Annotated in this window: 23 protein-coding genes and 1 pseudogene; 10 read left to right on the top strand and 14 right to left on the bottom strand. The window is 64.4% G+C overall.

Annotation, left to right across the window (positions count from 1 at the left end):
* Positions 1 to 188: 188 nt before the first annotated feature.
* Positions 189 to 863, top strand: coding sequence for a Crp/Fnr family transcriptional regulator (locus I6F16_RS31965; RefSeq protein ID WP_036044931.1), 675 nt, complete (start codon positions 189 to 191; stop codon positions 861 to 863).
* Positions 864 to 874: 11 nt separating this feature from the next.
* Here the strand turns inward: I6F16_RS31965 and I6F16_RS31960 are convergent, their stop codons facing one another.
* The 5 genes from I6F16_RS31960 to I6F16_RS31940 form a co-directional block, all read right to left on the bottom strand.
* On the bottom strand, positions 875 to 1093 hold the full coding sequence (locus I6F16_RS31960) for a DUF433 domain-containing protein (RefSeq protein WP_225114559.1): 219 nt from the start codon (positions 1091 to 1093) through the stop codon (positions 875 to 877).
* Positions 1094 to 1173: 80 nt separating this feature from the next.
* On the bottom strand, positions 1174 to 4320 hold the full coding sequence (locus I6F16_RS31955) for an efflux RND transporter permease subunit (RefSeq protein ID WP_109141777.1): 3147 nt from the start codon (positions 4318 to 4320) through the stop codon (positions 1174 to 1176).
* On the bottom strand, positions 4320 to 5249 hold the full coding sequence (locus tag I6F16_RS31950; protein WP_036015974.1) for an efflux RND transporter periplasmic adaptor subunit: 930 nt from the start codon (positions 5247 to 5249) through the stop codon (positions 4320 to 4322). Before I6F16_RS31950 ends, I6F16_RS31955 begins: the two co-directional genes overlap by 1 nt.
* 158 nt (positions 5250 to 5407) lie before the next feature.
* Positions 5408 to 6079 (bottom strand): OmpA family protein, encoded by a 672-nt coding sequence (locus I6F16_RS31945; RefSeq protein WP_036015976.1) that lies wholly within the window; start codon positions 6077 to 6079, stop codon positions 5408 to 5410.
* Between the two features lie 147 nt (positions 6080 to 6226).
* Positions 6227 to 7795, bottom strand: coding sequence for a caspase family protein (locus tag I6F16_RS31940; protein ID WP_225174286.1), 1569 nt, complete (start codon positions 7793 to 7795; stop codon positions 6227 to 6229).
* Positions 7796 to 8143: 348 nt separating this feature from the next.
* On the opposite strand from I6F16_RS31940, the gene I6F16_RS31935 reads away from it, so the two are divergent.
* Positions 8144 to 8950: an N-acyl homoserine lactonase family protein gene (locus I6F16_RS31935; RefSeq protein ID WP_225113700.1), complete on the top strand. Its 807-nt coding sequence runs from the start codon at positions 8144 to 8146 to the stop codon at positions 8948 to 8950.
* 180 nt (positions 8951 to 9130) lie between these two features.
* Positions 9131 to 9967 (top strand): hypothetical protein, encoded by an 837-nt coding sequence (locus I6F16_RS31930; protein ID WP_225113701.1) that lies wholly within the window; start codon positions 9131 to 9133, stop codon positions 9965 to 9967.
* Positions 9968 to 10058: 91 nt separating this feature from the next.
* On the opposite strand, the pseudogene I6F16_RS31925 reads toward I6F16_RS31930, so the two are convergent.
* The 3 genes and pseudogenes from I6F16_RS31925 to I6F16_RS31915 all read right to left on the bottom strand — a co-directional run.
* Positions 10059 to 10223: pseudogene (locus I6F16_RS31925) on the bottom strand (MarR family transcriptional regulator); the annotation flags it as partial.
* A gap of 37 nt (positions 10224 to 10260) precedes the next feature.
* A complete protein-coding gene (locus tag I6F16_RS31920; protein ID WP_036016344.1) occupies positions 10261 to 10980 on the bottom strand; it encodes a methyltransferase domain-containing protein in 720 nt (239 codons plus the stop codon).
* 88 nt (positions 10981 to 11068) lie between these two features.
* On the bottom strand, positions 11069 to 11611 hold the full coding sequence (locus I6F16_RS31915) for a MarR family transcriptional regulator (protein ID WP_225113702.1): 543 nt from the start codon (positions 11609 to 11611) through the stop codon (positions 11069 to 11071).
* Positions 11612 to 11722: 111 nt separating this feature from the next.
* Here I6F16_RS31915 and I6F16_RS31910 point away from each other — a divergent pair, with 111 nt between their 5' ends.
* The 5 genes from I6F16_RS31910 to fahA all read left to right on the top strand — a co-directional run bounded on the left by I6F16_RS31910 (position 11723) and on the right by fahA (position 17347).
* Positions 11723 to 13381 carry an FAD-dependent oxidoreductase gene (locus tag I6F16_RS31910; RefSeq protein ID WP_225113703.1) on the top strand — a complete coding sequence of 553 codons (1659 nt, stop codon included), beginning with the start codon at positions 11723 to 11725 and terminating at the stop codon, positions 13379 to 13381.
* An 8-nt stretch (positions 13382 to 13389) separates the two neighbouring features.
* Entirely contained in the window at positions 13390 to 13614 is a 225-nt protein-coding gene (locus tag I6F16_RS31905; RefSeq protein WP_018646238.1) for a DUF2783 domain-containing protein, read from the top strand.
* Positions 13615 to 13632: 18 nt separating this feature from the next.
* On the top strand, positions 13633 to 14589 hold the full coding sequence (locus I6F16_RS31900; protein WP_036016109.1) for an MBL fold metallo-hydrolase: 957 nt from the start codon (positions 13633 to 13635) through the stop codon (positions 14587 to 14589).
* 2 nt (positions 14590 to 14591) lie between these two features.
* On the top strand, positions 14592 to 15938 hold the full coding sequence (gene hmgA, locus I6F16_RS31895) for a homogentisate 1,2-dioxygenase (RefSeq protein ID WP_036016113.1): 1347 nt from the start codon (positions 14592 to 14594) through the stop codon (positions 15936 to 15938).
* Positions 15939 to 16078: 140 nt separating this feature from the next.
* Positions 16079 to 17347 (top strand): fumarylacetoacetase, encoded by a 1269-nt coding sequence (fahA, locus tag I6F16_RS31890; protein ID WP_225174285.1) that lies wholly within the window; start codon positions 16079 to 16081, stop codon positions 17345 to 17347.
* 113 nt (positions 17348 to 17460) lie between these two features.
* Here fahA and I6F16_RS31885 read toward each other — a convergent pair whose 3' ends face one another.
* Entirely contained in the window at positions 17461 to 17772 is a 312-nt protein-coding gene (locus I6F16_RS31885; protein ID WP_225113705.1) for a DUF1272 domain-containing protein, read from the bottom strand.
* 74 nt (positions 17773 to 17846) lie between these two features.
* Entirely contained in the window at positions 17847 to 18326 is a 480-nt protein-coding gene (locus I6F16_RS31880; RefSeq protein ID WP_036016121.1) for an Lrp/AsnC family transcriptional regulator, read from the bottom strand.
* A 121-nt stretch (positions 18327 to 18447) separates the two neighbouring features.
* On the opposite strand from I6F16_RS31880, the gene hppD reads away from it, so the two are divergent.
* Entirely contained in the window at positions 18448 to 19566 is a 1119-nt protein-coding gene (gene hppD / locus I6F16_RS31875) for a 4-hydroxyphenylpyruvate dioxygenase (RefSeq protein WP_225113706.1), read from the top strand.
* Between the two features lie 134 nt (positions 19567 to 19700).
* On the opposite strand, the gene I6F16_RS31870 is transcribed toward hppD, so the two are convergent.
* The 4 genes from I6F16_RS31870 to I6F16_RS31855 all read right to left on the bottom strand — a co-directional run bounded on the left by I6F16_RS31870 (position 19701) and on the right by I6F16_RS31855 (position 24842).
* Positions 19701 to 20807 (bottom strand): CaiB/BaiF CoA-transferase family protein, encoded by a 1107-nt coding sequence (locus I6F16_RS31870; protein WP_225113707.1) that lies wholly within the window; start codon positions 20805 to 20807, stop codon positions 19701 to 19703.
* A gap of 308 nt (positions 20808 to 21115) precedes the next feature.
* Entirely contained in the window at positions 21116 to 21916 is an 801-nt protein-coding gene (locus I6F16_RS31865) for a xanthine dehydrogenase family protein subunit M (RefSeq protein ID WP_225113708.1), read from the bottom strand.
* A 13-nt stretch (positions 21917 to 21929) separates the two neighbouring features.
* Positions 21930 to 24272 (bottom strand): xanthine dehydrogenase family protein molybdopterin-binding subunit, encoded by a 2343-nt coding sequence (locus tag I6F16_RS31860; protein WP_225113709.1) that lies wholly within the window; start codon positions 24270 to 24272, stop codon positions 21930 to 21932.
* 84 nt (positions 24273 to 24356) lie between these two features.
* Entirely contained in the window at positions 24357 to 24842 is a 486-nt protein-coding gene (locus tag I6F16_RS31855; protein ID WP_036016131.1) for a (2Fe-2S)-binding protein, read from the bottom strand.
* 561 nt (positions 24843 to 25403) lie between these two features.
* Between I6F16_RS31855 and I6F16_RS31850 the strand changes: the two genes are divergently transcribed.
* The gene (locus tag I6F16_RS31850; RefSeq protein WP_225174284.1) at positions 25404 to 25853 is read left to right on the top strand and encodes a carbon monoxide dehydrogenase subunit G; all 450 of its coding nucleotides are present in this window, start codon (positions 25404 to 25406) and stop codon (positions 25851 to 25853) included.
* Positions 25854 to 26027: the final 174 nt, after the last annotated feature.

The raw sequence follows: 26027 nt of genomic DNA, 5'->3' as shown, positions 1-26027 counted from the left end.
GGAGTTTATCCCCGGACGGGAAGCGGCTCCAAGCGCGTAAAAATAGTCAGGGGGTGCTGCAAAGTTATGTGACTTATGACACACTTCTCCGGCGCTGTTTTACGCGATCCTGAGGTTGATGGTTTCAAGCGATTTGCCAAGACGATTTGCCAAGAGACGATGACCAGGACGTTCACAAGGACATTGACATGAGCAAGCAGGCCGAATTTGCGGTCATCCTGAAGATGAACCCGATGTTCGCCGATCTTGGCGCAGACGAGCTCCAGCGGCTGTCTAATCTCTGCCACACCCAGCATTTGGCCAGCGGCGAGGTGCTGTTCCAGAAGGGCGATCCCGGCAATGCGCTGTTCGGCGTGCGCCGCGGCCAGGTCCGCATCGAGACCGGCGCCGCCGACGGCAGCCGGCTGACGCTGAACTTCATGGGGCCGGGCGACCTGTTCGGCGAGGTCGCGGTGCTGGACGGCCAGAACCGGACGGCGGACGCGACCGCGGGCGAGGCCAGCGAATTGTTCGTGCTGCGGCGCGAAGACTTCCTCGGCTTCCTCGAGCGCGAGCCCAAGGTCGCGATCAAGATCATCGCGCTGCTGTGCCAGCGCATCCGCTGGCAGAGCGAGCGCATGGAAGAATCCATGCTGCAGCCGCTGCCGGTGCGGCTGGCGCGGCGGCTCTGCGCGCTCGCCGCCGATTTCGGTTCCGAGGTCCATATCTCGCAGGAGCAGCTCGGCGTCTTCGTCGGCGCCGCCCGCGAAAGCGTCAACCGCCAGCTCCAGGCCTGGCGCAAGGAAGCGATCCTCGATCTCCAGCGCGGCCGGATCCTGCTGCGGAACATGACCAAGCTGACCGCGATCGCGCGGAACGAGTAGGGCGAGCAGTTTCACTCTTGCTCGGCGGGTGGAGACAGATCGACGGCTAGATCCTCGGCGAGGAACGCCGCGTATCGCAGTGCCTCATCGATGTCCTCGCGCTCGAGATACCGATATTCATTGAGGATCGATTCGCGCGTCTCGCCGGCCGCCAGCAGGCCGAGCAGCCGCGCAACCGGAAAACGCAGCCCGCGAATGCAAGCTTTGCCAGTGCAGACGGCAGGGTCCATCGTGATGCGCGAAGGCCATGCCATAGGCTAGCGGACGCAAACGACTTGCGCCACCGTGGGCTTCCAAGCTGGCGTGGACCCTACTCCGCCGCGGGCCGTGCGACGCTCGTCACCGCCGGCCTGGCTTCCGCCTCCGCAGCCCCATGATGGTCCGTCTCCGCATCCTCGCTGTGCACGATCAGCCGCTTGGCGAAGCGCCAGATCAGGGCGCCGAAATCGTCCATCACCATGAACATCGCGGGCACGAACACCAGCGACAGGAGGGTCGAGAAGATCAGGCCGCCGATCACCGCGAGCGCCATCGGCGAGCGGAATTCGCCGCCGGCGCCGACGGCCAGGGCGCTCGGCATCATGCCCGCGGCCATCGCGATCGTGGTCATCACGATCGGACGGGCGCGCTTCATGCCGGCGTCGATCATGGCCTCCTCGCGCGGCGTGCCGGCCTTGATGGACTCGATGGCGAATTCCACCAGCATGATCGCGTTCTTGGTGACGATGCCCATCAGCATCAGGATGCCGATCCACACCGGCGTGGTGAGCTGCTTGCCGGTGACGAGCAGGGCCGCGATCGCGCCGCCGATCGAGAGCGGCAGCGAGAACAGGATGGTGATCGGCTGCAGGAAGGTGCCGAACAGCAGCACCAGCACCGCATAGACCATCATCAGCCCCGCCGTGATGGCGGTCGCGAAACCCTCGGACAATTCGTTCAGGCTTTCGGCATCGCCCGAGGGCGAGACCTTCACGCCCTTCGGCAGGGTCTTCATGACCGGCAGGTCGTAGATCTTCTTGGTGGCATCGCCGAGCGCGGCGGAGCCGACGAGGTCGGCGGCAACGGTCGCCTGCCGTTCGCGATCGTAGCGGCCGATGCTGGTCGGACCCTGGTCGAGCTTGACGTCGGCGATGACCGAAAGCGGCACGCCGCCCTTCTCGCCGCGCTCGCCGAGCGGCACGCGGAGCTGCTCCAGCGTCTTCAGATCGCCGCGGGCGGCGTCCTCGAGCTGCACGCGGATCGGCACCAGGCGGTCGCCGACGTCGAACTTGGCGAGTGCCGGTCCGACGTCGCCGATGGTGGCGACACGGATGGTCTGCGACAGGCTTTCGGTGGAGACGCCGAGCCGTGCGGCGAGATCGGCGCGCGGCTCGATGCGCAGTTCGGGGCGCTCCAGCGAAGTTTCGGAGATGACGTTGGCGATGGTGGGAATGCGCTTCATCTGCGTCGCAAGCTCGCTCGCGACGTTGTTGACGATGTTGGGGTCGACGCCGGTCACCACCAGCGAGATCGCGCGCAGGCCGTTCTCGTCCAGGAACCAGAAGCGGATATCGGGAACGTTCTCCAGCTCCTGGCTGATGGAGAATTCGAGCTCGCGCTGGGTGATGTCGCGGCTGTCCTTGGGCGTGTAATTGATGATCAGGGCGGCGCGGCGCACCTCCTGGGTGCCCGGCGGGACGCGGCCGCCGTCGACGAAGATGCTCTTGACCTCGGGCCGCTTGCGCAGGCGCGCGACGATGTCCTCGGTGACCTTCTCGGTGTAGGCGAGCTGGGTGCCCGGCGGCAGCTCGAGCGCAAGCAGCGAGCGCGCGCTGTCCTGGGCCGGCAGGAAGCCCTGCGGCAGCAGCGTGATGCTCCAGATCGAGGCGGCGAAGACGCCGAGGCCGATCAGCACCGTGACGAAATAGTGCTTCACCGACCAGGCCACGATGCGGTGATAGGAGCGCAGGATGAGGCCGGGCGGCGGCTCCTCGTGCGTGCTGTGCTTGAGGAAATAGGCGGCCAGCACCGGCGTGACGAAGCGCGCGGCGAGCAGCGAGAAGAACACCTGCACCGAGACGGTGATGCCGAACTGCTTGAAGAACTGTCCGGCAATGCCCGACATGAAGCTCGCAGGCGCGAAGATGGCGATGATGGTCAGCGAGATCGCGATGACGGCGAGGCCGATCTCGTCGGCGGCCTCGAGCGCGGCCCGGTAGGGCGACTTGCCCATGTTCATGTGCCGGACGATGTTCTCGATCTCGACGATGGCATCGTCGACAAGAATGCCGGTCGAGAGCGTGATGGCGAGGAAGCTGACGAGGTTCAGCGAGAAGCCGAGCAGGTCCATCGCCCAGAACGCCGGGAAGATCGACAGCGGCAGCGAGATCGCGGCGATGATGGTGGCGCGCAGGTCGCGCAGGAACAAGAGCACGATGATCACGGCGAGGATCGCGCCTTCGAACAGGGTCGAGATCGCCGCGTGGTAATTGCCGTTGGTGTATTCGACCGAGGTGTCGATCACCTTCAGGTCGACGTCGGGATAGGCGGCTTTCAGCGCATCGATGCGCTTCTGCACGGCCTCGGCCACCTTCACGTCGCTGGCGCCCTTGGAGCGCTTGATGCCGAGCGCGACCACCGGCTCGCCGTTGAAGCGGGCGAAGGTTCGGCGGTCGGCGATGGTGTCGGTGACGGTGCCGAGATCGTCGAGCCGGACCTCGCCGCCGCCGAACAGCGGGATCATGGTGCCGGCGAGATCGCCAAGCGTCTTGGCGCCGGCGAGCGTGCGGATCGCCTGATCGTTCTTGCCGATCTCGGCGCGGCCGCCGGCGACGTCGACATTGGTGCCGCGCAGGCTCTGGCTGACATTGACCGCGGTCAGGCCCATCGCCTGCAGGCGATCGGGATCCAGCGAGACCAGGATCTCGCGCTCGACGCCGCCGATGCGCTCGACCTGGGCGACGCCGCGCACGCCCTGCAGCGCGCGCTTGACCACGTCGTCGACGAAATAGGAGAGCTGCTCCGGCGTCTTGCCGGGCGAGATCGCTGCATAAGTCACGATCGGCAGGCCGATGACGTCGACGCGCTGGATCAGCGGCTCGGTGACGTTCTGCGGCAGGTTGGAGCGCACGCGCGTCACCGCGTCCTTGACGTCGTTGAGCGCGCGATCGGTGTTGGTCTCGAGCGCGAACTGGATCGTGGTGACCGACAGGCCATCGGTGATCGACGAGGTGATGTGCCTGACGCCCTCGACGCCGGAGACCGCGTCTTCAACCGTCTTGGTGACCTGGGATTCCAGTTCGGCCGGTGCGGCGCCGAACTGCGACACCGCCACCGAGATCACGGGGATGTCGGCCGAGGGCAGCCGTGTGATCGCAAGCTTGGTGAAGGACACCCAACCCAGCACCAGCAGGATGATGGAGAAGACGACCGACGGCAGCGGATTACGGATCGACCATGCCGAGATATTGAGAGCCATCAGCGTACCCGCGTGCGATCGAGTTCATCGGCGAACATGGTCTTGATCTGGTCGCCGTCATGGAGCGAAGAGCCGGCGTCGGCCACGACGATTTCGCCGACCTGCAGCCCTTCCAGGATTTCCGTCGCGCTGTCGGACGACAATCCGACCCGCACCTTGCGTGTCTCGACGACATTGCCCTTGACGACCTGCACCGTGAGGTGATCGATCGCGGTCTTCGGGATCGAGACGCCGCAGCTTCGCTTGGCGTCGATCGAGGCGCGAGCGAACACGCCGACCTTGAGCGAGGGGTTGTTGGCGACGCTGATGCGGACCCGCCCGAGTTGCGTGGCGCGGTCGATCTCGGGTGCAACCAGCCGGACCCGCCCGATCAGGTCGGGCGCATCGTCGCGGCTGATCCGCACGGTGGCGCCGGAGGTGAGCTTGGACATGTGCACCGCCGGAACCTGGGCGTCGAGCTCGATCTCGTTGTTGACGGCGATGCGGAACATCGGACCGGCCTGCGGCGAGGCCGGCGCGCCGACGATGGTGCGGACTTCGGTGACAAGGCCCGGCGCGGGGGCTTTCAGCGAGATCGGGCCTTGCGGGCCGGGCCGCTGCGGCTGGCCCGGAATCTGCGGCGGCGCGGTCAGGCGCGCTAGCTCCTGATTGTCGGCGACGATCGTGCCCTCGGTGACCAGGAGGTCGGTGACCCTGGAGCCTTCCTGATCGGCAACGACCACCGCCTCGCGGCGCGGTACGAAGAAGCCGGTCACCCGCACCAGATCGGAGAAGCAGGCATTGGTTGACTTCGTCACGATGACGAGCGCCTCGCTTTGCGTCTCCTTCGGCTCGGGACGCTTGCGATGCTCGAACAGATAATAGCCGATGCCGAGCGCGGCGACGAACAGCACGGTTCCGGCCGGCTTGAGGTATTCAGTCAAATTCATCGCCGGATCATCCTGACCTGGCTCACGGCCATCCGCGCGAGGCCCAAACGGAGCGCTTTTCTGACATGAAGCGGCGTCCCGCAAGGCTGCGGGACGCGCTTTGGAAACGAGACCTTACACGACATCACGACTTGTCACTGGCAATGGATTCGTCGTGCTCACTTCGATGCGGTGGTCTTGTTTTCCATGTTGACGACCTGCACGCGCCGGTTGGCCTCCGCCAGCGGCTGGTTCGGGTCCTTGAGCTTGCTCTTGCCGTAGCCGACGGTGACGAGATCGGTCGCGGAGATGCTGTACTTCTCGACCAGGTAGCGCTTGATCGAATCGGCGCGACGCTCCGAGAGGTCCTGGTTGTAGGCTTCGCCGCCGGCGGCGTCGGTATGACCGGCGACCACGAAGGTCGAGCCCTTCAGGTCCGGGCTGGTCAAGGCGCGGCCGAGCGCCTGCACCGAGGGCAGCGACTTGGCGCTGATATTGGCGGAGTTGTAGTCGAACGTGATCTCGAGATCGATGTTCGGCTTGTCCTTGGCGGCCAAGGCGATTTCCTCGCGCTCGGTCGACGACAGCGAACGCGTCGAGCGGCCGCGCACCGACTGGATCAGCTTGGAGTCGGTCGCGCTCGGTGCAGGGGCGGTCTGCGGACCGATCGAGAGGCCGCGCGTCAAGGGCTTCTTCGGCGCCGGCGCCAGCGCGCGGACGATCTCGTCCTCGGTGACGTTCTTGCTGTTGCCGTCATCGCCCGCATATGCAGCCGAGGTCGGCAGTGACAGCGCGGCGCCGACGGTGATGATGGACAGAATCGCGGTAAGCCAATTTGCAGCCGATCTCATTCCCAGTCCCTCCTGCGCAGCCAGCTCACGTGCTCTCAAAATTCAAGCAACACGCCCCCGAAAAGGCCTGTTGCGGCATCCGCCCATTGGTCTTCCCAGGGCTGTTCAAGGTTCGAGCCTTGGACGGGGGCCGAACTCAAAAAAATACTAGCGCACTCCGTAGCTTGCGAATTCCTGAACGATGTTCGGATCCATCGCCTTGGCATTGGCGATGTCCAGCGCCCCCTCCTGGGCCGAGCCGTTGCGTTGCTTGGCAAGGCCGCGTCCGTAGAGCGAGGACGTCAGGCGCGGGTTGATCTTCAGGGCCGCGTCGAAATCGGCGATCGCATTCTTCACCGCGCCTGACTTCAGATTGACGAGCCCGCGGCTGTCCAGTGCATCGACGAAGTTCGGCCGCAGCCGCAGCGCCTCGTTGCAATCCTTCAGCGCGGCCTGGAGGTCGCCGACCACGGTGCGGGTCCAGCAGCGGTTGTTGAGGGCCTCGACGTCCTTCGAATTGATCCGGAGGGTGTCGTCGAAATCCTTGATGGCGAGGCTGTAGGCGCCCTTGCTGGCATAAACCTGGCCGCGGCGGTACAGCGCGTTCACGTCGTCAGGGTTGGCGGCAATCTTGGCAGTCAGGCTCTTGATCGTGGGATCGTCAGCCAGGGCGGCAGCGCTCGGCCCACCGTCCGTGCTCGGCGCAGGAACGGGATCAACCGGCTTCACCGGCGGTGGCGGTGGGGGCAGGGCGGCCTCGATCTGCGGCCTCGGCGTGGGAGCAGGCGCGGGCGCCGGTGCCGGCGCCGCGACTGGAGCCGCAGGTGGCGGAGGCGCAGGAGCGGGAGCTGCAGCCGCGCTGTCGGCCGGCTTCGGCGGCGGCGGTGGTGTCGGCGGTGCGGGAGGGGCGGGCGGCGGGTTGTTGGCGACGACGGCCGGCGCGGCGGGAGGCGCGGGCGCCGGCGTTGCCGGACGCGATCCGCCGGCGCCCGGAATGAACGAGAAATCTTCGGCCAATGACGAGGAAATCCACGGCACCTGCTCGCCGCGCGAGGCGCGGGTGACGCCCATCTTGGTGCGGTTCAGCGTCTCCTCGGCCATCAGGTCGGGAACGCGGATTTCCTTCAGCAGCTCCTGGACGAACAGGCTGCGGTCGCCGCCGGCGTCCGAAACCACCGAGGCCAGCGCCGCCGAGTACATCACCAGCGTGCCGTTCGGTGCGATCACCGGGGTCAGGCCCGCTGAGAAGCTGCGGAACCGGCGCTCGAACGGGTTGCGCCTGGACGCATCGACCAGCGCGATCTTGACGCCGGCGCCGCGGGTGTTGAGCTCGCCGAGGACCGTCTCGAGGCTGAAACCATCGCGGCGCACGTCGGACTCGGTCCAGATCTGCGCATCCACCGGCAGCAGGTAGCTCTGGCGCGCGGACTGGATGCCGAAACCTGAGAAGAACACCAGCGCGACCGAGCCCGGCTTGATCTTGCCGTAGAGCTTGTCGAAGGCGCGGCGCATGGCGTCGCCGGTCAGATTCTCGCCGAGTTCGACCGAAAAGCCGTCGCGCTTGAGCTCGTCGGCGACGGCGCGCGCATCGTTGATCGGTTCCTTCAGCGGGGCATCCGCATCCGGATATTTGGCGTTGCCGATGACCAGCGCAAAACGGTCGCCGGCCGCAAGCGAGGGGGCCGTCGGGACGAGCGAGATCAGCAAGGGCAGAAGAAAAAAGAAGCGAATTTTCATAATCAGCGCGGTCCAGCCAAAAGGCGCCGTTCCAGCTTGCGCCGCGGCGACCTTAACTTACGCTTACCTCATTATCAAACCGGGGACGGAGGGCGTCAACCGCTTGGAGATTCGACCTTATCCCGATGATGGACCGCAGCGGATGGGCATGCCGCGAGAGGAATGGATGGGGTTATCATGACGGTCCTCGGTACCTCGATGCTGTCCGGCGGACCTTAGCGCAGCCAGGGCGGGTGAAGACGTGATCGATCTCACATTGCAGCCGCGCCTCCGGGTTTGACCTTTCCTGCCGGTGGTGGCTTGGTGTGCGCGATCGTCCAAGATCCAACTCTAAAAAAAGCGAGCCCCATGGGAAACGTCTACGAGATCTACGCCCTGCGCTATGCGACGATGTCGCCGCGCACCCCCCACATGAACTTCCTCGTGCCCGACCCGCATGACAGCGCGGCGCAGGACCTCGATTATTTCGTCTGGCTGATTCGAGGGCACGGCCGCGACATTCTGGTCGATACCGGCTTCAACGCCGAGGAGGCGAGCGCGCGGGCGCGCAAGCTCACGCTCAATCCTGTCGATGCGCTGGAGCGTTTCGGCGTTTCGGCGTCAGCCATTCGTGACGTCATCGTGACGCATCTGCACTACGACCATGCCGGCAATCTCGACCGCTTTCCCAACGCGCGCTTCCATCTGCAGGAGCGCGAGATGGCCTACGCGACCGGGCGCTGCATGTGCAACGGCCTGCTGCGCCATCCGTTCTCGGTCGAGCATGTGACGCTGATGGTGCGCCACGTCTATGGCGAGCGCGTCACCTTCTATTCCGGCGATGGCGAGGTTGCTCCCGGCGTGACCGTGCACCGCGTCGGCGGCCATTCCGACGGCTTGCAGGTGGTGAAGGTCGAGACCGCGCGCGGCGCCGTGGTGCTGGCCTCCGATGCCGCGCATTATTACGCCAATCTGCAGCGCAAGAGCCCGTTCCCGATCGTTTATAATGTCGGCGACATGGCGCAAGGCTGGGACACGATCGAGCGCCTCGCCGGCCATCCCGACAGGTTCATCCCCGGCCACGATCCGATCGTGACCGAGATCTATCCGCGCGCCAGCGATGAGGTCGATGCCTGGGCGCTGCATCTGCCGCCGACGCGGTCGTTTGCGGGATGACGATATCGTCACTTTGGAGACAAATGTGGTCACCCGCCCTTCCCGGCCTCACGCCGACCCCGCGCCGTCGCGGCCGTGCCTGACCCGGTCCGTCCCTCGTGGTGACGGCGGCGAAGTCGGTTTCGGCAAGTGAGGGTAGCGACTTTCGTCGCTCGGGACGATGTAAAGCATCGACCCGGGATGCGCGATCGTGCACGCCGATTGACGTATTCATCCGTCATTTCTAGGTTGTGCCTGACATTCACAACGGTGTTCGGCGTGCTTTCAAAACTCAAAAACCTTGCTGCCAACGCCATGAAAGGCGCCAGCGGGCATTTCTCGAAAGCTTCCAGGGCAATTGCCGACCTGGCCGCCAGTCTCGCCGGGCGCGCCGCGGCCGCCGCTGATCTAGGCCGCATTCTCGATATCATCGAAATGGTCCCTGGCGTCAGTTTCGAGAAGCCACAGCCTAATGCCGATTATCTCGGTACGCTGCTGGTCGCGGTGCAGATGGGCGAGCTTACGCTGGCCGTGCACTACCGCCAGCAAACCGAAGCTGGCGTCGTGCGCCTGCATCCCGTCACAACGGCTGAGGCCAATGCACTGACCGGTTCGGACGACAAATTTTCCTCGATGATCCTGGTCGACGGTGAGAACGACAAGCCTGCCATCCAGATGCTGATGAACAGCGAGCATCTGGCAGAAAATTATCGGTACGTCACCGCCGACACTCTGGTCAACGCATTGGCTTTCCCGATCGAGAATGTCAAAGGCGGTTTCATCATTGCCAGGCCGTTTCGTGCAATCGCGCGACCGATCGCAGGTTGGCTGCTCAACATCATTTTCGACCAGGGTGAGAAACTACATCGCCGTTTCCGCGGCAACCGCGCCGAACATCGACCCCCATCACCGTCGCTATCAGCGAAGGAGGAAGCCGGCGCGGCGAGTGTCTCGATCACGCCGGAAGACTGTGACGTCCAGGCTCGGGTCTCCGATCGAGCCATCGACGAAGAGCCGCGGAATGATGGCGTGAAGTGATTGAACAGCGTTGAGGGCCGCGCGCTCTGTGGTCTCGTTTAGACGCCACACGCTTCAGCCCTTGAGCGCAGCCCGTTTGCCAGCCAGCACCCTAATACGCCTGCTTCGCATCCGCCTCTTCGCTGGTCTGGATCAGATCGAGGCTCTGCTCGATCTTGCCGAGCAGGGCCGAGAGCTGCTTGCGCTCCTGCGCCGAGAGGCAGGCGAGGATCTCGTCCTCTCGCCGCAGCAATTGCGGGAACAGCTCCTCGTAGAGTTCGTCGGATGGGTTGAGACGGGAGGCGGGCGCGATGTCAACGAGCACCGGCAGGATCCCCGCAAGCAACGATATCGTGGGGAGATTTTCGAGCCGCTAGCTCCGGAGGAGAGAATACCGCCAGGTATCCTCCGCCCCCTGCGAGCTTATATGTGGCGATCTCGCGATAGTCGACGGCGGTCAACTCGCACCGCAAGAGCTCAATTGGCGTGCCATGCTTCGACGTCGGAAGCTCAAGATCGACAATTCCGACCCGCGCACCTTGCTTCAAGGCGGACGCAAGATTGTAGAGAAAGGCATAGGGTTGGGCTATCTCGTGATACATATGCACAAGGATTGCGGCGTCCAGCGAGGAAGCGGGCAGACGCGGGTCGTGTGGTTCGCCGAGCGCGAATTGCACGTTTGTCAACTTCAGAAGTTTTGTTCGCCTGGCGAGTTCGACGAGATAGTCCCGCGTGACGTCCTGGGCAACGACAGAGCCGGCGGATCCGACGAGGTGCGAGAGCCTGACCGTGTGATAGCCACTGCCTGCTCCAATGTCGCCGACAGTCATCCCTGGTTTCAGTTCAAGAGCGCGTGCGATTTGACCGGCCTCATTCAGGGCGTCGCGGCGCTCTTCGGCGGAGCGGCGCGGGCTGACGATCCGTGCGACAGGACGCTGCGGTGAGGGAAACTCGTTTGCCGCGACTCCAGGGGGAGCCAGATAACCTATGTCAGCGGCGTATGCGCGAGTTGCGGCAAACGCCACAAGGAGCATCGCTATATACCTCGCTGCCGTCACGGTCCTACCAAGTTTTCTCAACCGGGCTCCCAAAAGCTGACGTCTGCGCCTTATGGGGGGCGCCCTAATACGCCTGCTTCGCATCCGCCTCTTCGCTGGTCTGGATCAGATCGAGGCTCTGCTCGATCTTGCCGAGCAGGGCCGAGAGCTGCTTGCGCTCCTGCGCCGAGAGGCAGGCGAGGATCTCGTCCTCTCGCCGCAGCAATTGCGGGAACAGCTCCTCGTAGAGCGCGCGGCCCTTTTTCGTCAGTTGCAGGCGGAATTCGCGGCGGTCGGCTTCGTTCTCGACCCGCTCGATCAGGCCGTCGCTGAGCAGCGCCGTCACTGCGCGGCTGATGGTGGATTTGTGCGTGCGGGTGCATTGCGAAATGTATTGCGCGCTGCAGGCATCATTGCGGAAGCCGAGCGTGGCGATGACGCGCCAGGCCGGAATGTCGAGGCCGTTGCGTTCCTGATACTCGACCGACAGCGCGGAACTGACCTCCGCTGCGAGCCGGTTGAGGCGGAACGGCACGAACTTGAACAGATCGAGCCGCAGCTTTGGCCGCGCCGACGCCTCGTCGGCCGCGCGCGCTTTGAGCGCGATGTCGCTGGATGTCCTCGCCAAGGAGAGCGCCTCCGAATTCCAGTTGACGGCCGGCCGGCTCCGGTCCAAAATAGTTGCACGTGAGACTATCTAACAGATCGATCCTGTCCTGACCAGAGCCGAGGTTCGTGTATGGCGCCGGCCAATACCCCTCACGCCAAAACCCTGAACGCCAAGACCGCTCAAGCCAAGACCCAGTTCGGCTACCGCCGTCACCCCGATCAGGACCGCCCCGGCTCGAGCCCCGCGGCGCATCCGGTCGTGATCGTCGGCGCGGGCCCGGTCGGGTTGTCGCTGGCGATCGATCTTGCCCAGCGCGGCCAGCGCGTCGTGCTGCTCGATGACGCCGACCGCATCGGCGAGGGCTCGCGCGCGATCTGCTTCTCGAAACGCTCGCTGGAATATTGGGACCGGCTCGGCGTCGGCGACCGCATGGTCGAGAAGGGCGTGGTGTGGAGTGTGGGGCGGATCTTCCATGGCGAGTCGCAGCTCTACCAGTTCAATCTCCTGCCCGAAGACGGTCACAAGCGGCCGGCCTTCATCAATCTCCAGCAATATTACGCCGAGGCCTATCTGGTTGATCGCATCAACGAGCTGCCAGAGATCGACCTGCGCTGGCGCAACAAGGTGACAGCGCTCGAGCAGCGCAACGAATCCGCGCTGCTGACGATCGAGACGCCCGAGGGCGCCTACCGCCTGAATGCGCGCTATGTCGTCGCCTGCGACGGCGCGCGCTCCTCGCTGCGGCAGATGGTCGGGGCGGAATTCGCCGGCCAGGTCTTCGAGGATCAGTTCCTGATCGCCGACGTCAAGATGACCGCGGAATTTCCGACCGAGCGCTGGTTCTGGTTCGATCCGCCGTTCCATGCCGGGCGTTCGGCGCTGCTGCACCGGCAGCCCGACGATGTCTGGCGCATCGATCTCCAGCTCAATCGCTATGCCGATCCGGTCCTCGAGAAGAAGCCGGAAAACGTGCGGCCGCGGATCGCGCGCATGCTCGGCCATGACAAGTTCGAGTTCGAGTGGATTTCGCTCTACAAATTCCAGTGCCGGCGGATGGACCGCTTCATCCATGGCCGCGTCATTTTTGCCGGCGATTCCGCGCACCAGGTCTCGCCCTTCGGTGCGCGTGGCGCGAACTCGGGACTCGAAGACGCGGAGAATCTGTCTTGGAAGCTCGACCGCGTGCTGCGCGGCAAATCGCCTGCGAGCCTGCTGGAGAGCTACCATCTCGAGCGCAGCATGGCGGCCGACGAGAACATCCGCGAATCCACCCGCTCGACCGACTTCATGGCACCGAACTCGCATCAGGAGGCGCGGTTGCGCAAGGCGGTGCTGTCGCTGGCCAAGGAGACCGAATTCGGCAAGCGCATGGTCAATGGCGGTCGGCTGTCGGTGCCGTGCAGCTACGATACGCCGCTGTCCTCGCTTGACGCGGATACGTGGCGCGGTGGACCCCCGCCCGGCGGTTCGATGCTCGACGCGCCCGCCGCAACGTCCGCCGGCGAGCCGATCTATCTGACGGATGCCTTCCGCAAGGGTGGAACGGATTTCACTTTGCTGTCGTTCAGCAATGGCGCGCCGATCGATGCGCCTGCCGGCATCAAGGGCATCCGCATTGGCGCCGACGGTGAATTTACCGATCCCTCGGGCCTAGTCGCAAAGCGCTACGGCGCCGTGCCGGGTGCCGCCTATCTGCTGAGGCCCGACGGTTATGTCGCGGCGCGCTTCCGTCATCCGACGCGTTCGGCGATCGCGGCGGCGCTGGCGCGAGCCGAAGGTTTGTATTGAGGTTCCGCATGCCGCTCTCCACCAGTTCGAACTTCGCACGCCCCGACGATGCCTTCCGCGCCATCGTCGAGGCGCATCGCGGCCTGACCGAGGAGCAGAGCGCCGATTTCGACGCGGCGCTGGTTCTGATCCTCGCCAACCATATCGGCGACATCGACGTGCTGCGCGAGGCGATCGGACTGGCCAGGCGCCGCATGATCGACGGTCAGCAGCAACAACAGCAGCAACAATAACCTGGTAAGGACGAATTGATGGCGAAAAACTTCGCATCCACCGGCGATCTCGCCGAGAAGAAGATCACCTTCTCCGAGATCGGCACCGATCTCTATGCCTTCACCGCCGAGGGCGATCCCAACACCGGCGTGATCGTCGGCGACGATGGCTGCCTCGTGTTCGACGCGCAGGCGACGCCGGCCATGGCGAACAAGGTGATCGAGCGGGTCCGCACGGTGACCGACAAGCCGATCAAATATGTCGTGCTGTCGCATTATCACGCCGTGCGCGTGCTGGGCGCCTCCGCCTATCACGCCCAAGGTATCGTCGCCTCGCAGGAGACTCATCGGCTGATTGCGGAGCGCGGCCAGCAGGATTGGGATTCCGAGTACGGCCGCTTTCCGCGCCTGTTCCAGGATGCGCAGAGCATTCCCGGCCTGACCTGGCCGACGCTGACCTTCGAAGGCGAGATGACGATCTATCTCGGCAAGCGCGAGGTGCGCCTGATGCAGCTCGGCGCCGGCCACACCTCGGGCGACATCGTCGGCTGGGTGCCGGATGCGGAGGTGATGTTCTCGGGCGACCTCATCGAGTATCACTCGGCCTGCTATTGCGGCGATGCGCATTTGCGAGAATGGCCGATGACGCTGAACGAGATCCGCAACTTCAATCCGAAGGCGATCGCGCCGGGCCGCGGCGATGCGCTGAAGGGCACCGCCACGGTGCGCGAGGCCATCGCGATGACGCGCGACTTCGTCACCTCGCTCTATGGCGCGGCCGAAATCTCGGTCGCCAGGGGCCGCAGCTTAAAGGAATCGATGGCGGCGACGCGCGAGGTGATGGATCCGAAATTCTCGAGCTTTGCCATTTACGAGCACTGCCTGCCGTTCAACGTCTCGCGCGCCTACGACGAAGCATCCGGTATCGACGACCCCGTGATCTGGACCGACAAGCGCGACCAGGAAATGTGGGCCGCTTTGCAAGGAGGAGGATAGTCATGAACATCAATACCTCGCCTGATCAGATCATCCGCAGCTCGGCCCAGGTGACGCCGGGCTACATGTCCGGCTTCGGCAACTCTTTCGAGACCGAGGCGCTGCCGGGCGCGCTGCCGATCGGGCGCAACTCGCCGCAGCGCTGCGCCTACGGACTCTATGCCGAGCAGCTCTCGGGCTCGCCCTTCACCGCGCCGCGCGGCAGCAATGAGCGCTCCTGGCTCTACCGCATCCGCCCCTCAGTGAAGCATTCCGGCCGCTTCGAGAAGGTCGACGCCGGGCTGTGGCGTTCGGCGCCGTGCCATGAATACGACCTGCCGATCGCGCAGCTGCGCTGGGATCCGACGCCGCTGCCGAAGGAGGAGGTCACCTTCATTCAGGGCGTGCAGACCATGACGACGGCGGGGGATGTGAATACGCAGGCCGGCATGGCCGCGCATGTCTACCTCATCACCAAGTCGATGGTGGATCAGCATTTCTACGATGCCGACGGCGAGCTGATGTTCGTGCTGCAGCAGGGCAATCTGCGCCTTGTCACCGAGTTCGGCCGTATCGATGCCGAGCCTGGCGAGATCGTGGTGATCCCGCGCGGCGTCAAGTTCCGCGTCGAGATTCCGAACGGCCCGGCGCGCGGCTATCTCTGCGAAAATTATGGCGGCGCCTTCACGCTGCCGGAGCGCGGGCCGATTGGCGCCAATTGCCTCGCCAATGCGCGTGACTTCCTGACGCCGGTGGCAAACTACGAGGACAAGGACACGCCGACCGAGCTCTACGTGAAATGGGGCGGCTCGCTGTTCAAGACCACGTTGCCGCATTCGCCGATCGACGTCGTGGCCTGGCACGGCAATTACGCGCCGTACAAGTATGATCTGCGTACCTTCTCTCCCGTCGGCGCGATCGGCTTCGACCATCCCGATCCCTCGATCTTCACGGTGTTGACCTCGCCGTCGGAGACGGCGGGCACCGCGAATATCGACTTCGTGATCTTCCCGGAGCGCTGGATGGTCGCGGAAAATACCTTCCGGCCGCCCTGGTATCACATGAACATCATGAGCGAGTTCATGGGCCTGATCTACGGCGTCTACGACGCCAAGCCGCAGGGCTTCGTCCCCGGCGGCATCTCGCTGCACAATTGCATGCTGCCGCACGGCCCCGACCGCGACGCCTTCGAGCACGCCAGCAACGGCGAATTGAAGCCGGTGAAGCTGACCGGCACCATGGCCTTCATGTTCGAGACCCGCTACCCGCAGCGCGTCACCGCGCATGCGGCGAACGCCGCCACGCTCCAGGCCGATTACGCGGATTGTTGGAAGGGGTTGGAGAAGCGGTTCGATCCGGGCAAGCCGTAGTTACTTGGTCATTCCGGGATGCGCCGAAGGCGCAGGCCCGGAATCCATAACCACGATTGTGAATATGGATTCCGGGCTCGCGCTCCGCGCGCCCCGGAATGACGGCGGAGAAACTGTGAATAAACATTCGGCAGGAACCAATGCCCCACCCCAACGACCCCAGCCTCCGCTCCTTCATCGCCGTCGATCCGGCCTCGGACTTCCCGATCCAAAATCTGCCCTATGGCGTGTTCTCGACCAAGGATGGCCGTGCCCCGCGCCTCGGCGTAGCGATCGGCGACTACGTGCTCGATCTCTGGGAGCTCGAGCAAGATGGCCTGATCAGTGCGGGCGATCCGGGCACATTTGCAGGAGGACTGAACGCCCTGATGCATCTGGGTCCAAAGGTTTGGTCGAAAACCCGCGCGCGCATCAGCGAGCTCTTGCGGCACGACAATCCGGAGCTTCGCGATAACGAGCAGTTGCGCTCGCGCGCTTTCGTTCTCATGCGCGACGCGAAGCTCCACCTGCCCTTCGCCGTCTCCGGCTACACCGATTTCTATTCCTCCAAGGAGCACGCCACCAATGTCGGCGTGATGTTCCGCGGCAAGGACAATGCGCTGCAGCCGAACTGGCTGCACATGCCGATCGCCTATAACGGCCGCGCCTCCACAGTGGTCGTCTCCGGCACCAGGGTGAAGCGGCCGCGCGGGCAGCTGAAGCCGCCGAATGTGGAGCTGCCGAGCTTTGCGCCGTGCAAGCGGCTCGATTTCGAGCTGGAGATGGGTGTCGTGATCGGCCAGCCGTCGCCGATGGGCGGGATGATCACCGAGAGCCAGGCCGAGGAGATGATCTTTGGCTTCGTGCTGCTCAACGACTGGAGCGCGCGCGACATCCAGCAATGGGAGTATGTGCCGCTCGGTCCGTTCCTGGCCAAGGCGTTTGCGACCTCGATCAGCCCCTGGGTGGTGACGCGCGAGGCGCTGGAGCCGTTCCGCCTGAACGGGCCCGAGCAGCAGCCGGTCCCGCTCGATTATCTCAAGCAGACCAAGCCGCAGAATTACGATGTCGCGCTCGACGTCTCCTTGCACGCCGCCGGCGCCAATGCGCCCGCCAGCATCAGCCGCACCAACTTCAAATACATGTATTGGTCCTCGGTGCAGCAATTGATGCACCACGCCTCCTCGGGCTGCGCCATGAATGTCGGCGATCTCTTAGGGAGCGGCACCATCTCCGGCCCGGAGAAGAACCAGCGCGGCAGCCTGCTCGAGATCAGCTGGAACGGCACCGAGCCCGTCGAGCTGCCCGGCGGCGCCAGGCGCTCGTTCCTGGAGGACGGCGACAGCCTCGTCATGCGCGGCTGGTGCCAGGGCAACGGCTATCGCGTCGGGTTCGGCGAGGTCGAAGGAACGATATTGGCGGCGGATTAGCCGAAGACGCGGCCACAACCTCCGTCATTGCGAGCGAAGCGAAGCAATCCAGGAATCCCTCCGCGGAGACAGTCTGGATTGCTTCGCTGCGCTCGCAATGACGTGGAGAAAGCCTACCGGCTCTCCGGCGGCACGTCGCGCACCCGCGCGCAATGCGCCGCGACATCCTCCAGGCTGTACTTCAGATGCACCCGCTTGTCGGACGGCGCCTGCCTGGCCGTGCACACGCCCGGCCGCCATTCCTGCGCCGGCCTGATCGGCCGCGGGGCGAAGCCGCCGCCGCAATTCGGGCAGACATTGAACAGCTTGGTCTCGACGCAGTCCGCGCAGAACGTGCATTCATAGGAGCAGATCCGCGCATTGGTCGCGTCGGGCGGCAGGTCGCAATCGCAATATTCGCAGTTCGGTCGCAGCTGGAGCGCCATGTTGAATCTCCGCAACTGGAGCTGCGATCATCGCAGATCGCGTTGCCAGCGCGAATGCCATAGTTCCCTCGATTTCAGCCGGGCTTGATCTCCTTCAGCGGCAGCTTCGAGCTCTCCTTCAGCCTATCAAGCACGATCGAGGAGCGCACATGCGCCACGCTCTGGTGCGGCATCAGCACGTCATTGACGAGGTTGGACAGGCCCTTGAGATCGCGCAGCACGGCCTTGAGCACATAGTCGGCATCGCCCGTCAGCGAATACGCCTCCTGGATCTCATCGATCCGGTTCACCAGCGCGCGAAAACGCTTGGAATTGTCCGGCGAGTGGGTCGCCAGTCCCACCTGGATGAAGGCGATCACGCCGAAGCCGAGCGCCTCGCTGGAGAGGTCGGCGTGGTAGCCCGCGATCACCTTCTCCTCCTCCAGCCGCATCCGCCGCCGCGAGCATTGCGAGGCTGACAGGCCCGCGAGCTCGGCGAGCTCCTGGTTGGTGAGGCGGCCATCGTCCTGGAGCGCGCCGAGAATCCTGAGGTCGAAGGCGTCAACAGAAATCATGCGTCTTTCATCCGTTTCATGCGCGGATCGTGCATAGAATAGCCAAAGCCCGTCTCGTTTGCACGCTCATTGCATGGCCCATGAAGGATAGTTCCTGGCAGCAGCCATTTGGGAGAACACCATGGGTCCGTTTCCGCACGATGCACCGCCGGCCACGATCACTGCCGACAACCCGATGGGCACCGACGGCTTCGAGTTCGTCGAATACGCGCATCCCAATCCGCAAGACTTGCACGCGCTGTTCAAGCTGATGGGCTATGCGCCCGTCGCGCGCCACAGAACCAAGAAGATCACGGTCTATCGCCAGGGCGACATCAACTATCTCGTCAACGAGGAGCCCGGCACGCACGGCTATGAGTTCGTCGCCGCGCACGGCCCTTGTGCGCCGTCCATGGCCTTTCGCGTCGTCGATGCCAAGGCGGCCTATGACCGCGCGATTGCGCTCGGCGCCGAGCCGGCCGATGTGTCATCGGCGCAGAAGACGCTCGACGTGCCCGCGATCAAGGGCATCGGCGGCAGTCTGCTTTATCTCGTCGATCGCTATGGTGCCCAAGGCTCGGCCTACGATGCCGAGTTCGAATGGCTGGGCGCGCGCGATCCCAAGCCGCATGGCGCCGGCCTGTTCTATCTCGACCATCTCACCCACAACGTCCATCGCGGCCGCATGAATGTCTGGGCCGGCTTCTACGAGAAGCTGTTCAACTTCCGCCAGATCCGCTTCTTCGACATCGAGGGCCGCGCCTCCGGCCTGTTCTCGCGCGCGCTGACCAGCCCCGACGGCAAGATTCGCATTCCGATCAACGAGGACGCCGGCGAGTCCGGCCAGATCGAGGAATATCTGCAGACCTATCGCGGCGAGGGCATCCAGCACATCGCCTGCGGCTGCCGCGATATCTATCGCACCATCGAAGGTTTGCGCGAGGCCGGCCTGCCGTTCATGCCGTCGCCGCCCGACACTTATTTCGAGAAGATCGATACGCGCCTGCCCAAGCACGGAGAGGATGTCGCCCGGCTCAAGAAGAACGGCATCCTGATCGACGGCGAGGGCGTGGTCGATGGCGGCCAGACCAAGGTGCTGCTGCAGATCTTCTCGGCCAACGCAATCGGCCCGATCTTCTTCGAGTTCATTCAGCGCAAGGGCGACGACGGTTTTGGCGAGGGCAATTTCAAGGCCCTGTTCGAATCGATCGAGGAGGACCAGATCCGGCGCGGCGTGTTGAAGGTGGGGGACGCGGCGTAGGCTGCGGCCGTCACGCACACTGCTGTAGGGTGGGCAAAGCGAAGCGTGCCCACGTCCTGCCCAATTGATGCGAAGACGTGGGCACGGCGCTTCGCGCCTTTGCCCACCCTACGCGACCTTTGCTGGCGCTAGATCTACCGCTGCCAGGCCTTCATCACCGCGCCGATCCCCGCCGCCTCCGGCTCGCGTGCCGCTGACGGCGTGCGCGAGAACCGTGGCGCGGGCGCCGGCTGCTTCACGCCGTGCCGCTCGATGAAGACGTTGCGGGCGACCATGTGCGGATGCTGTGTCGCCTCCGACATGGTCAGCACCGGCGCGAAGCAAATGTCAGTGCCTTCCATGATCTTGCACCAGTCCTCGCGCGTCTTGCTCTTGAACACGGCCTTCAGCTTCTCCTTCAGCGCTGGCCAGGCCTTGCGGTCCATCTGCGCGTCGAAATCGGCGTCGGTGAGGCCGGCGTGCTCGCGCAGCAGCGCGTAGAATTGCGGCTCGATCGAGCCGATCGAGACGAAGTGCCCGCAGGCGCATTCGTAGACGCCGTAGAAATGCGCGCCGCCGTCGAGGAAGTTCTGGTTGCGCTCCTCGGTCCAGCGTCCCATCGTGGTCATGTCGAAGAAGAACGACATCAGCGAGGCCGCGCCGTCGCACATCGCCGCGTCCACCACCTGGCCTTTGCCCGACTTCTGCGCTTCCAGAAGTGCTGCGAGCACGCCGACGACGAGATAGAGTGCACCGCCGCCGAAATCGCCGACCAAATTGAGGGGCGGCACCGGCGCTTCCTCAGTGCCGATCGCGGCGAGCGCGCCGGTGATGGAGATGTAATTGATGTCGTGGCCGGCGGCGTTGGCGAGCGGGCCTTCCTGGCCCCAACCGGTCATGCGGCCATAGACCAGCTTCGGGTTGCGTGCGAGCACGACGTCCGGTCCGAGGCCGAGCCGCTCCATCACACCGGGGCGAAAACCCTCGACCAGCGCGTCCGCGCTCGCGAGCAGATCCAATACTTGCGCGATCGCCGCCTTGTCCTTGAGGTCGAGCTCGATCACCTTGCGGCCGCGCCCGGCCACCGACTTCATGCTCTTCTTCGCGCCGACGCGGTCGAGCGTGACGACGTCGGCGCCCATGTCGGCCAGCATCATGCAGGCGAACGGACCGGGCCCGATGCCGGCGAATTCGACGATGCGGAAGCCCGAGAGCGGGCCGGAAGCGCGGACGGAGGAGGTGGGGGCGGGTTTGTCGAGCACGTTGTTGTTTCCTCGGGTCGCGGACGGATGCCGGCGATCGGCAATCGCCTCTGACGTTTCTTCTGTTGAGCGAGTTAATCGGCCGATTAACTTTTCTCGCCTTCACGCCAGCGAGGCAAGCGGTTTTGATGCCGCATGGCTAAAATAAAACGGCGCGCACCGAAGTGCGCGCCGCGGAAAATTTGCGTGGAGACGCTACAGCATGATCCGGAAAAGTGCGTAGCGGTTTTCCGAAAGGATCATGCTGGAACAATAACCTAAAGCGCGATGACGATTCATCCTAATCGCATCGCGCTTTAGCCGAACTGTCAGCGCGCGGCGGCGACCGCGCGTTGTGCCATCACCTTGATCAGATTGGCGCGATACTCCGCCGTGCCGTGGATGTCGGCCAGCAATCCGTTCGCCGAGATGCTGACGTTGTCGATCGCGGACGCCGACCAGTTCGCCTTCAGCGCCGCCTCGATCGCGCCCACCCGCATCACGCCGGTTTGCGAGGCGCCGGTGGCGGCGACCCGAACCTCGCCCGACTTGGCCTGCGCCACGAACACGCCGGTCAGCGCGAAGCGCGAGGCCGGATGCCGCATCTTCTCGTAGCCCGCCTTTGCCGGCACCGGGAATGACACGGCGGTGATGATCTCGCCGTCTTCGAGCGCCGTCGTGAACAGGCCCTGGAAGAAATCATCCGCCGCAATCGACCGCTTGTTGGTCTTCACGGTGGCGCCGAGCGCGAGCAGCGCCGCCGGGAAATCCGCAGCCGGATCGTTGTTGGCGATCGAGCCGCCGATCGTGCCGCGATAACGCACGGCGGGGTCGCCGAGCACCGAGGTGAGATAGGCGATCGCGGGGATCGCCTGCTTCACGTCGGCATTCGTCATGATGTCGTAATAGGTCGTCGCGGCCTTGATGGTCAGCGTGTCGCCCGACAGCTCGACACCCTGCAGCTCCTTGATCCTGCCGAGGTCGATGACGTCGGAGGGACCTGCGAGGCGCTGCTTCATGACTGGCAGCAGCGTCTGGCCGCCGGCGAGGAACTTCGACTCGCTGCCTTTGGCGAACAGGCTGGCGGCCTCGTCGACCGAGGAGGCGCGATGATAGGTGGTCTGGTACATCTTCGGTCCTCCCTTAAGCCGCGTGGATCGTGCGCCACACCCGGTCCGGGGTTGCGGGCATTTCCAAATTGTTCTTGCCGATCGCATCCGTGATCGCGTTGATCACGGCCGCCGATGCGCCGATCGCGCCGGCCTCACCGCAACCCTTGATGCCCAAGGGATTGCCCGGGCACAGCGTCGTGGTGTGGGACAGGTTGAATGACGGCACGTCGTCGGCGCGCGGCATGGCGTAATCCATGAACGAGGCCGTGACCGGCTGGCCGTTGGCGTCGTAGATGGCATGCTCGAGCAACGCCTGCCCGATGCCCTGCACGAGGCCGCCATGGACCTGGCCTTCGACGATCATCGGGTTGATCAGCCGGCCGAAATCGTCGGCCGCGACGAAGTTCACGAAGGAGGTCTTGCCGGTGCCGGGATCGACCTCGAGCTCGCAGATATAGGCGCCGGCCGGGAAGGTGAAGTTGGTCGGGTCGTAGAAGGCGCTCTCCTTCAGGCCCGGCTCCATCCCGTCAGGCAGATTGTGCGCCGTATAGGCCGCGAGCGCGACCATCGGCAGGGCGATCGCCTTGTCGGTGCCTGTCACCTTGAACTCGCCGTTCTCGATGACGATGTCGGCCTCCGACGCCTCCAGCGCATGCGCGGCGATCTTCTTGGCCTTGGATTCCATCTTCTCCATCGCCTTCAGGATCGCGGTGAGGCCGACGGCCGCCGAGCGCGAGCCGTAGGTGCCCATGCCGAACTGCACCTTGTCGGTGTCGCCATGGACGATCGAGACCTGGCTGATCGGAACGCCCAGGCGCTCCGCGACGAGCTGGCAGAAGGTGGTCTCGTGACCCTGGCCGTGGCTGTGCGAGCCGGTGAGGATCTCGATGGTGCCGACCGGGTTGACGCGCACCTCGGCCGATTCCCAAAGGCCGACGCCGGCGCCCAGGCTGCCGACCGCCTTCGACGGCGCGATGCCGCAGGCCTCGATGTAGCAGGACACGCCGATGCCGCGCAGCTTGCCGTCCGCCTTTGCCTTGGCCTTGCGGGCAGGGAAGCCGGCATAATCGATCGCTTTCATCGCCGCATCGAGGGAAGCGTTGAAGTCGCCGGTGTCGTAGGCCATGATCACAGGCGTCTGGTGCGGGAACTGGGTGATGAAGTTGGTCCGCCGCAACTGGGCCGGATCGACGTTCAGCTGCCGCGCCGCCGTTTCCATCAACCGCTCGATCAGATAGCTCGCCTCCGGCCGGCCCGCGCCGCGATAGGCGTCGACCGGCGTGGTGTTGGTGTAGACCCCGATCACCTCGGCATGGATCGCTGGGATGTTGTACTGGCCCGACAGCAGCGTCGCGTAGAGATAGGTCGGCACCGAGGACGAGAACAGCGACATGTAGGCGCCGAAATTGGCGTAGGTCTTCACCTTGAGGCCGATGATCTTGTTGTTGGCGTCGAAGGCCATCTCGGCATGGGTGATGTGATCGCGGCCATGCGCGTCGGTGAGGAAGGCTTCGGTGCGGTCGCCGGTCCACTTGACGGGACGGCCGACTTTCTTCGAGGCCCACAGCGCCACCATCTCCTCGGGATAGATGAAGATCTTGGAGCCGAAGCCGCCGCCGACGTCGGGCGCGATCACGCGCAGCTTGTGCTCGGGGGCGATGTTGTAGAACGCCGAGAGCACGAGACGGGCGACGTGCGGGTTCTGCGACGTCGTGTAGAGCGTGAAATGCTCCTCCGCGGTGTCGTAATCGGCGATCGCCGCGCGCGGCTCCATCGCATTCGGCGCGAGGCGGTTGTTGGTGACGTCGAGCTTCACCACATTGGCGGCTTTCGAGAAGGCGGCATTCACCGCGCCCTCGTCGCCAATCACCCAATCATAGACCTGGTTGCCGGGCGCCTCGGGATGAAGCTGCGGCGCGCCGGGCTTGATGGCGGCGTGCATGTCGGCGACCGCGGGGAGCTCCTCGTAGTCGACCACGACGGCTTCCGCTGCGTCGCGCGCGAGATTCTTGCTTTCGGCGATCACGACGGCAATTGCCTGTCCGACGAAGCGCACCGTCCCCGGCGCCATCGCCGGCCATGCGCCCATCTTCATCGGGCTGCCGTCCTTCGAGGTGATGGCCCAGCCGCAGATCAGGTTGCCCACCTTGTCGTCGACCAGCTCCTGTCCGGTGAGCACCGCGACCACGCCCGGCATCTTCAGCGCTGCGGACGAGTCGATCTTCTTGACCTTGGCGTGCGCGTGCGGGCTGCGGATGAAATAGGCATGGGTCATGCCCGTCAACTTGATGTCGTCGACGTAACGGCCCTTACCGGTAATGAAACGCTTGTCTTCCTTGCGCACGACGCGTGCGCCGATGCCTTCAACACCCATGTCTGGTCCTCCCGACCGGAAATTTCCTTGATCGCGCCGTCCATCGACGGCTGCGACGGTTGTTCTTGTTTCGAGGCGCGCCGCTTACTCGGCCGCCTGCGAGACCTTCATGCGGCCGGCGGCGTCCAGCACCGCCTTGACGATGTTGTGATAGCCGGTGCAGCGACAGATATTGCCTTCGAGCTCGGTGCGGACGGTCGCCTCGTCGAGCTGTCCACCATGGCGGTGCACGATGTCGATCGCCGACATGATCATGCCCGGCGTGCAATAGCCGCACTGCAGGCCGTGATTGTCGCGGAAGGCGGCCTGCATCGGGTGCAGTTCGTCGCCCTTGGCGATGCCCTCGATCGTGGTGACGCTGGCGCCGTCGGCCTGCCCCGCCAGCATGGTGCAGGATTTCACCGCGCGGCCGTCCATGTGCACGACGCAGGCGCCGCACTGGCTGGTGTCGCAGCCGACATGGGTCCCGGTCAGGTTGAGGTGATCGCGCAGGAGCTGGACCAGCAGCGTGCGGTCCTCGACATCGACAGCAACGGCCTTGCCGTTGACCGTCAGTTTGACTGTAGACACTTGAAGTCCTCCCAAAGTTATTTTGATTGGTTCTAATTAGAGACAGCGCAAACGAAACTTTGCAACTGGGTTTTTGCTGACCGCGGTCATGGAAGGGTCATCGTGATGACGGTCGCCGATCTGCGATTCGGCCACGACGTCTCGTGCCGCCGCCATCACGTGCTGCGACATTATGGGAGACACACGGAAAGTCGCAGCTAGCATCTGCGATGGCGTGCTCGCTGCCGCCGCAATAGGCGCGTGAGCCGGTCGCGCGTGCCGTGGTCATCTCGCCGCTTGCCCTGGACCTAGGCCCGGTCGTGCGTCGTTCCTCCCTTTAATGCCGTGCTCGTTGCGCGAATAGGAGCATGCGCCCCCGCCTTTGTAATCGCGATCTTGGTAGTAGGACGAGACGACTTAAGCCATTGATTTTGCTTACGGCAATGCAGCGAAATCATGCCCCGGGGCGAGGCCGGCGGGCCAATCGCCGGGCCATGCGCGCCTAGTACTTCCTGGCGATTGAACGCAGCCGCCCGTGCCCCTAGTCGAGCCGTACAGGCAACGGCAACAAGGGTGGAAGCGATGCAGATGAACGACAGTCAGCGGATCCCGGCGTCGAAGGACACGGTGTGGGCTGCGCTCAACGATCCCGAAATTCTCAGGCGCTGCATTCCCGGCTGCCAATCGCTCGAGATGGCGTCGCCGACCGAGATGACGGCGACCGTGGTGCTGAAGGTCGGTCCGGTGAAGGCGACGTTCAGCGGCAAGGTGACGCTGACCGATATCGATGCGCCCAACGGCTATCGCATCGTCGGCGAAGGCGCCGGCGGCGTCGCCGGCTTTGCCAAGGGCGGCGCGAAGGTCAGGCTGGAAGAAGAAGCCCCTGGTGTCACCATCCTGCACTACGAGGCCGATGCGCAGATCGGCGGCAAGCTCGCACAGCTCGGCTCGCGATTGATCGACTCGACGTCGCGAAAACTCGCCGCGAGCTTCTTCGAAAATCTCGCCGGCGTGGTAGCGCCATCATCGTGATTGATGCGCGATGCCGCCTTCATTCGAACGCGCATTTCAAGCTGCAAAACAAGGGCAGGACGCAAGGCGCGACAACAAGATGAGCGGCGAAAGCCGCCGATGATTTGCACTACTACCTTCCGCCTATACTAAGCGCGAAACGGCGATGCTGTAATTTCGAACGATGGCTCGCAG

Source organism: Bradyrhizobium sp. IC4060, assembly GCF_020193715.1.
GTDB lineage: Bacteria > Pseudomonadota > Alphaproteobacteria > Rhizobiales > Xanthobacteraceae > Bradyrhizobium > Bradyrhizobium yuanmingense.
This window is presented reverse-complemented; position numbering and strand designations above follow the sequence as displayed.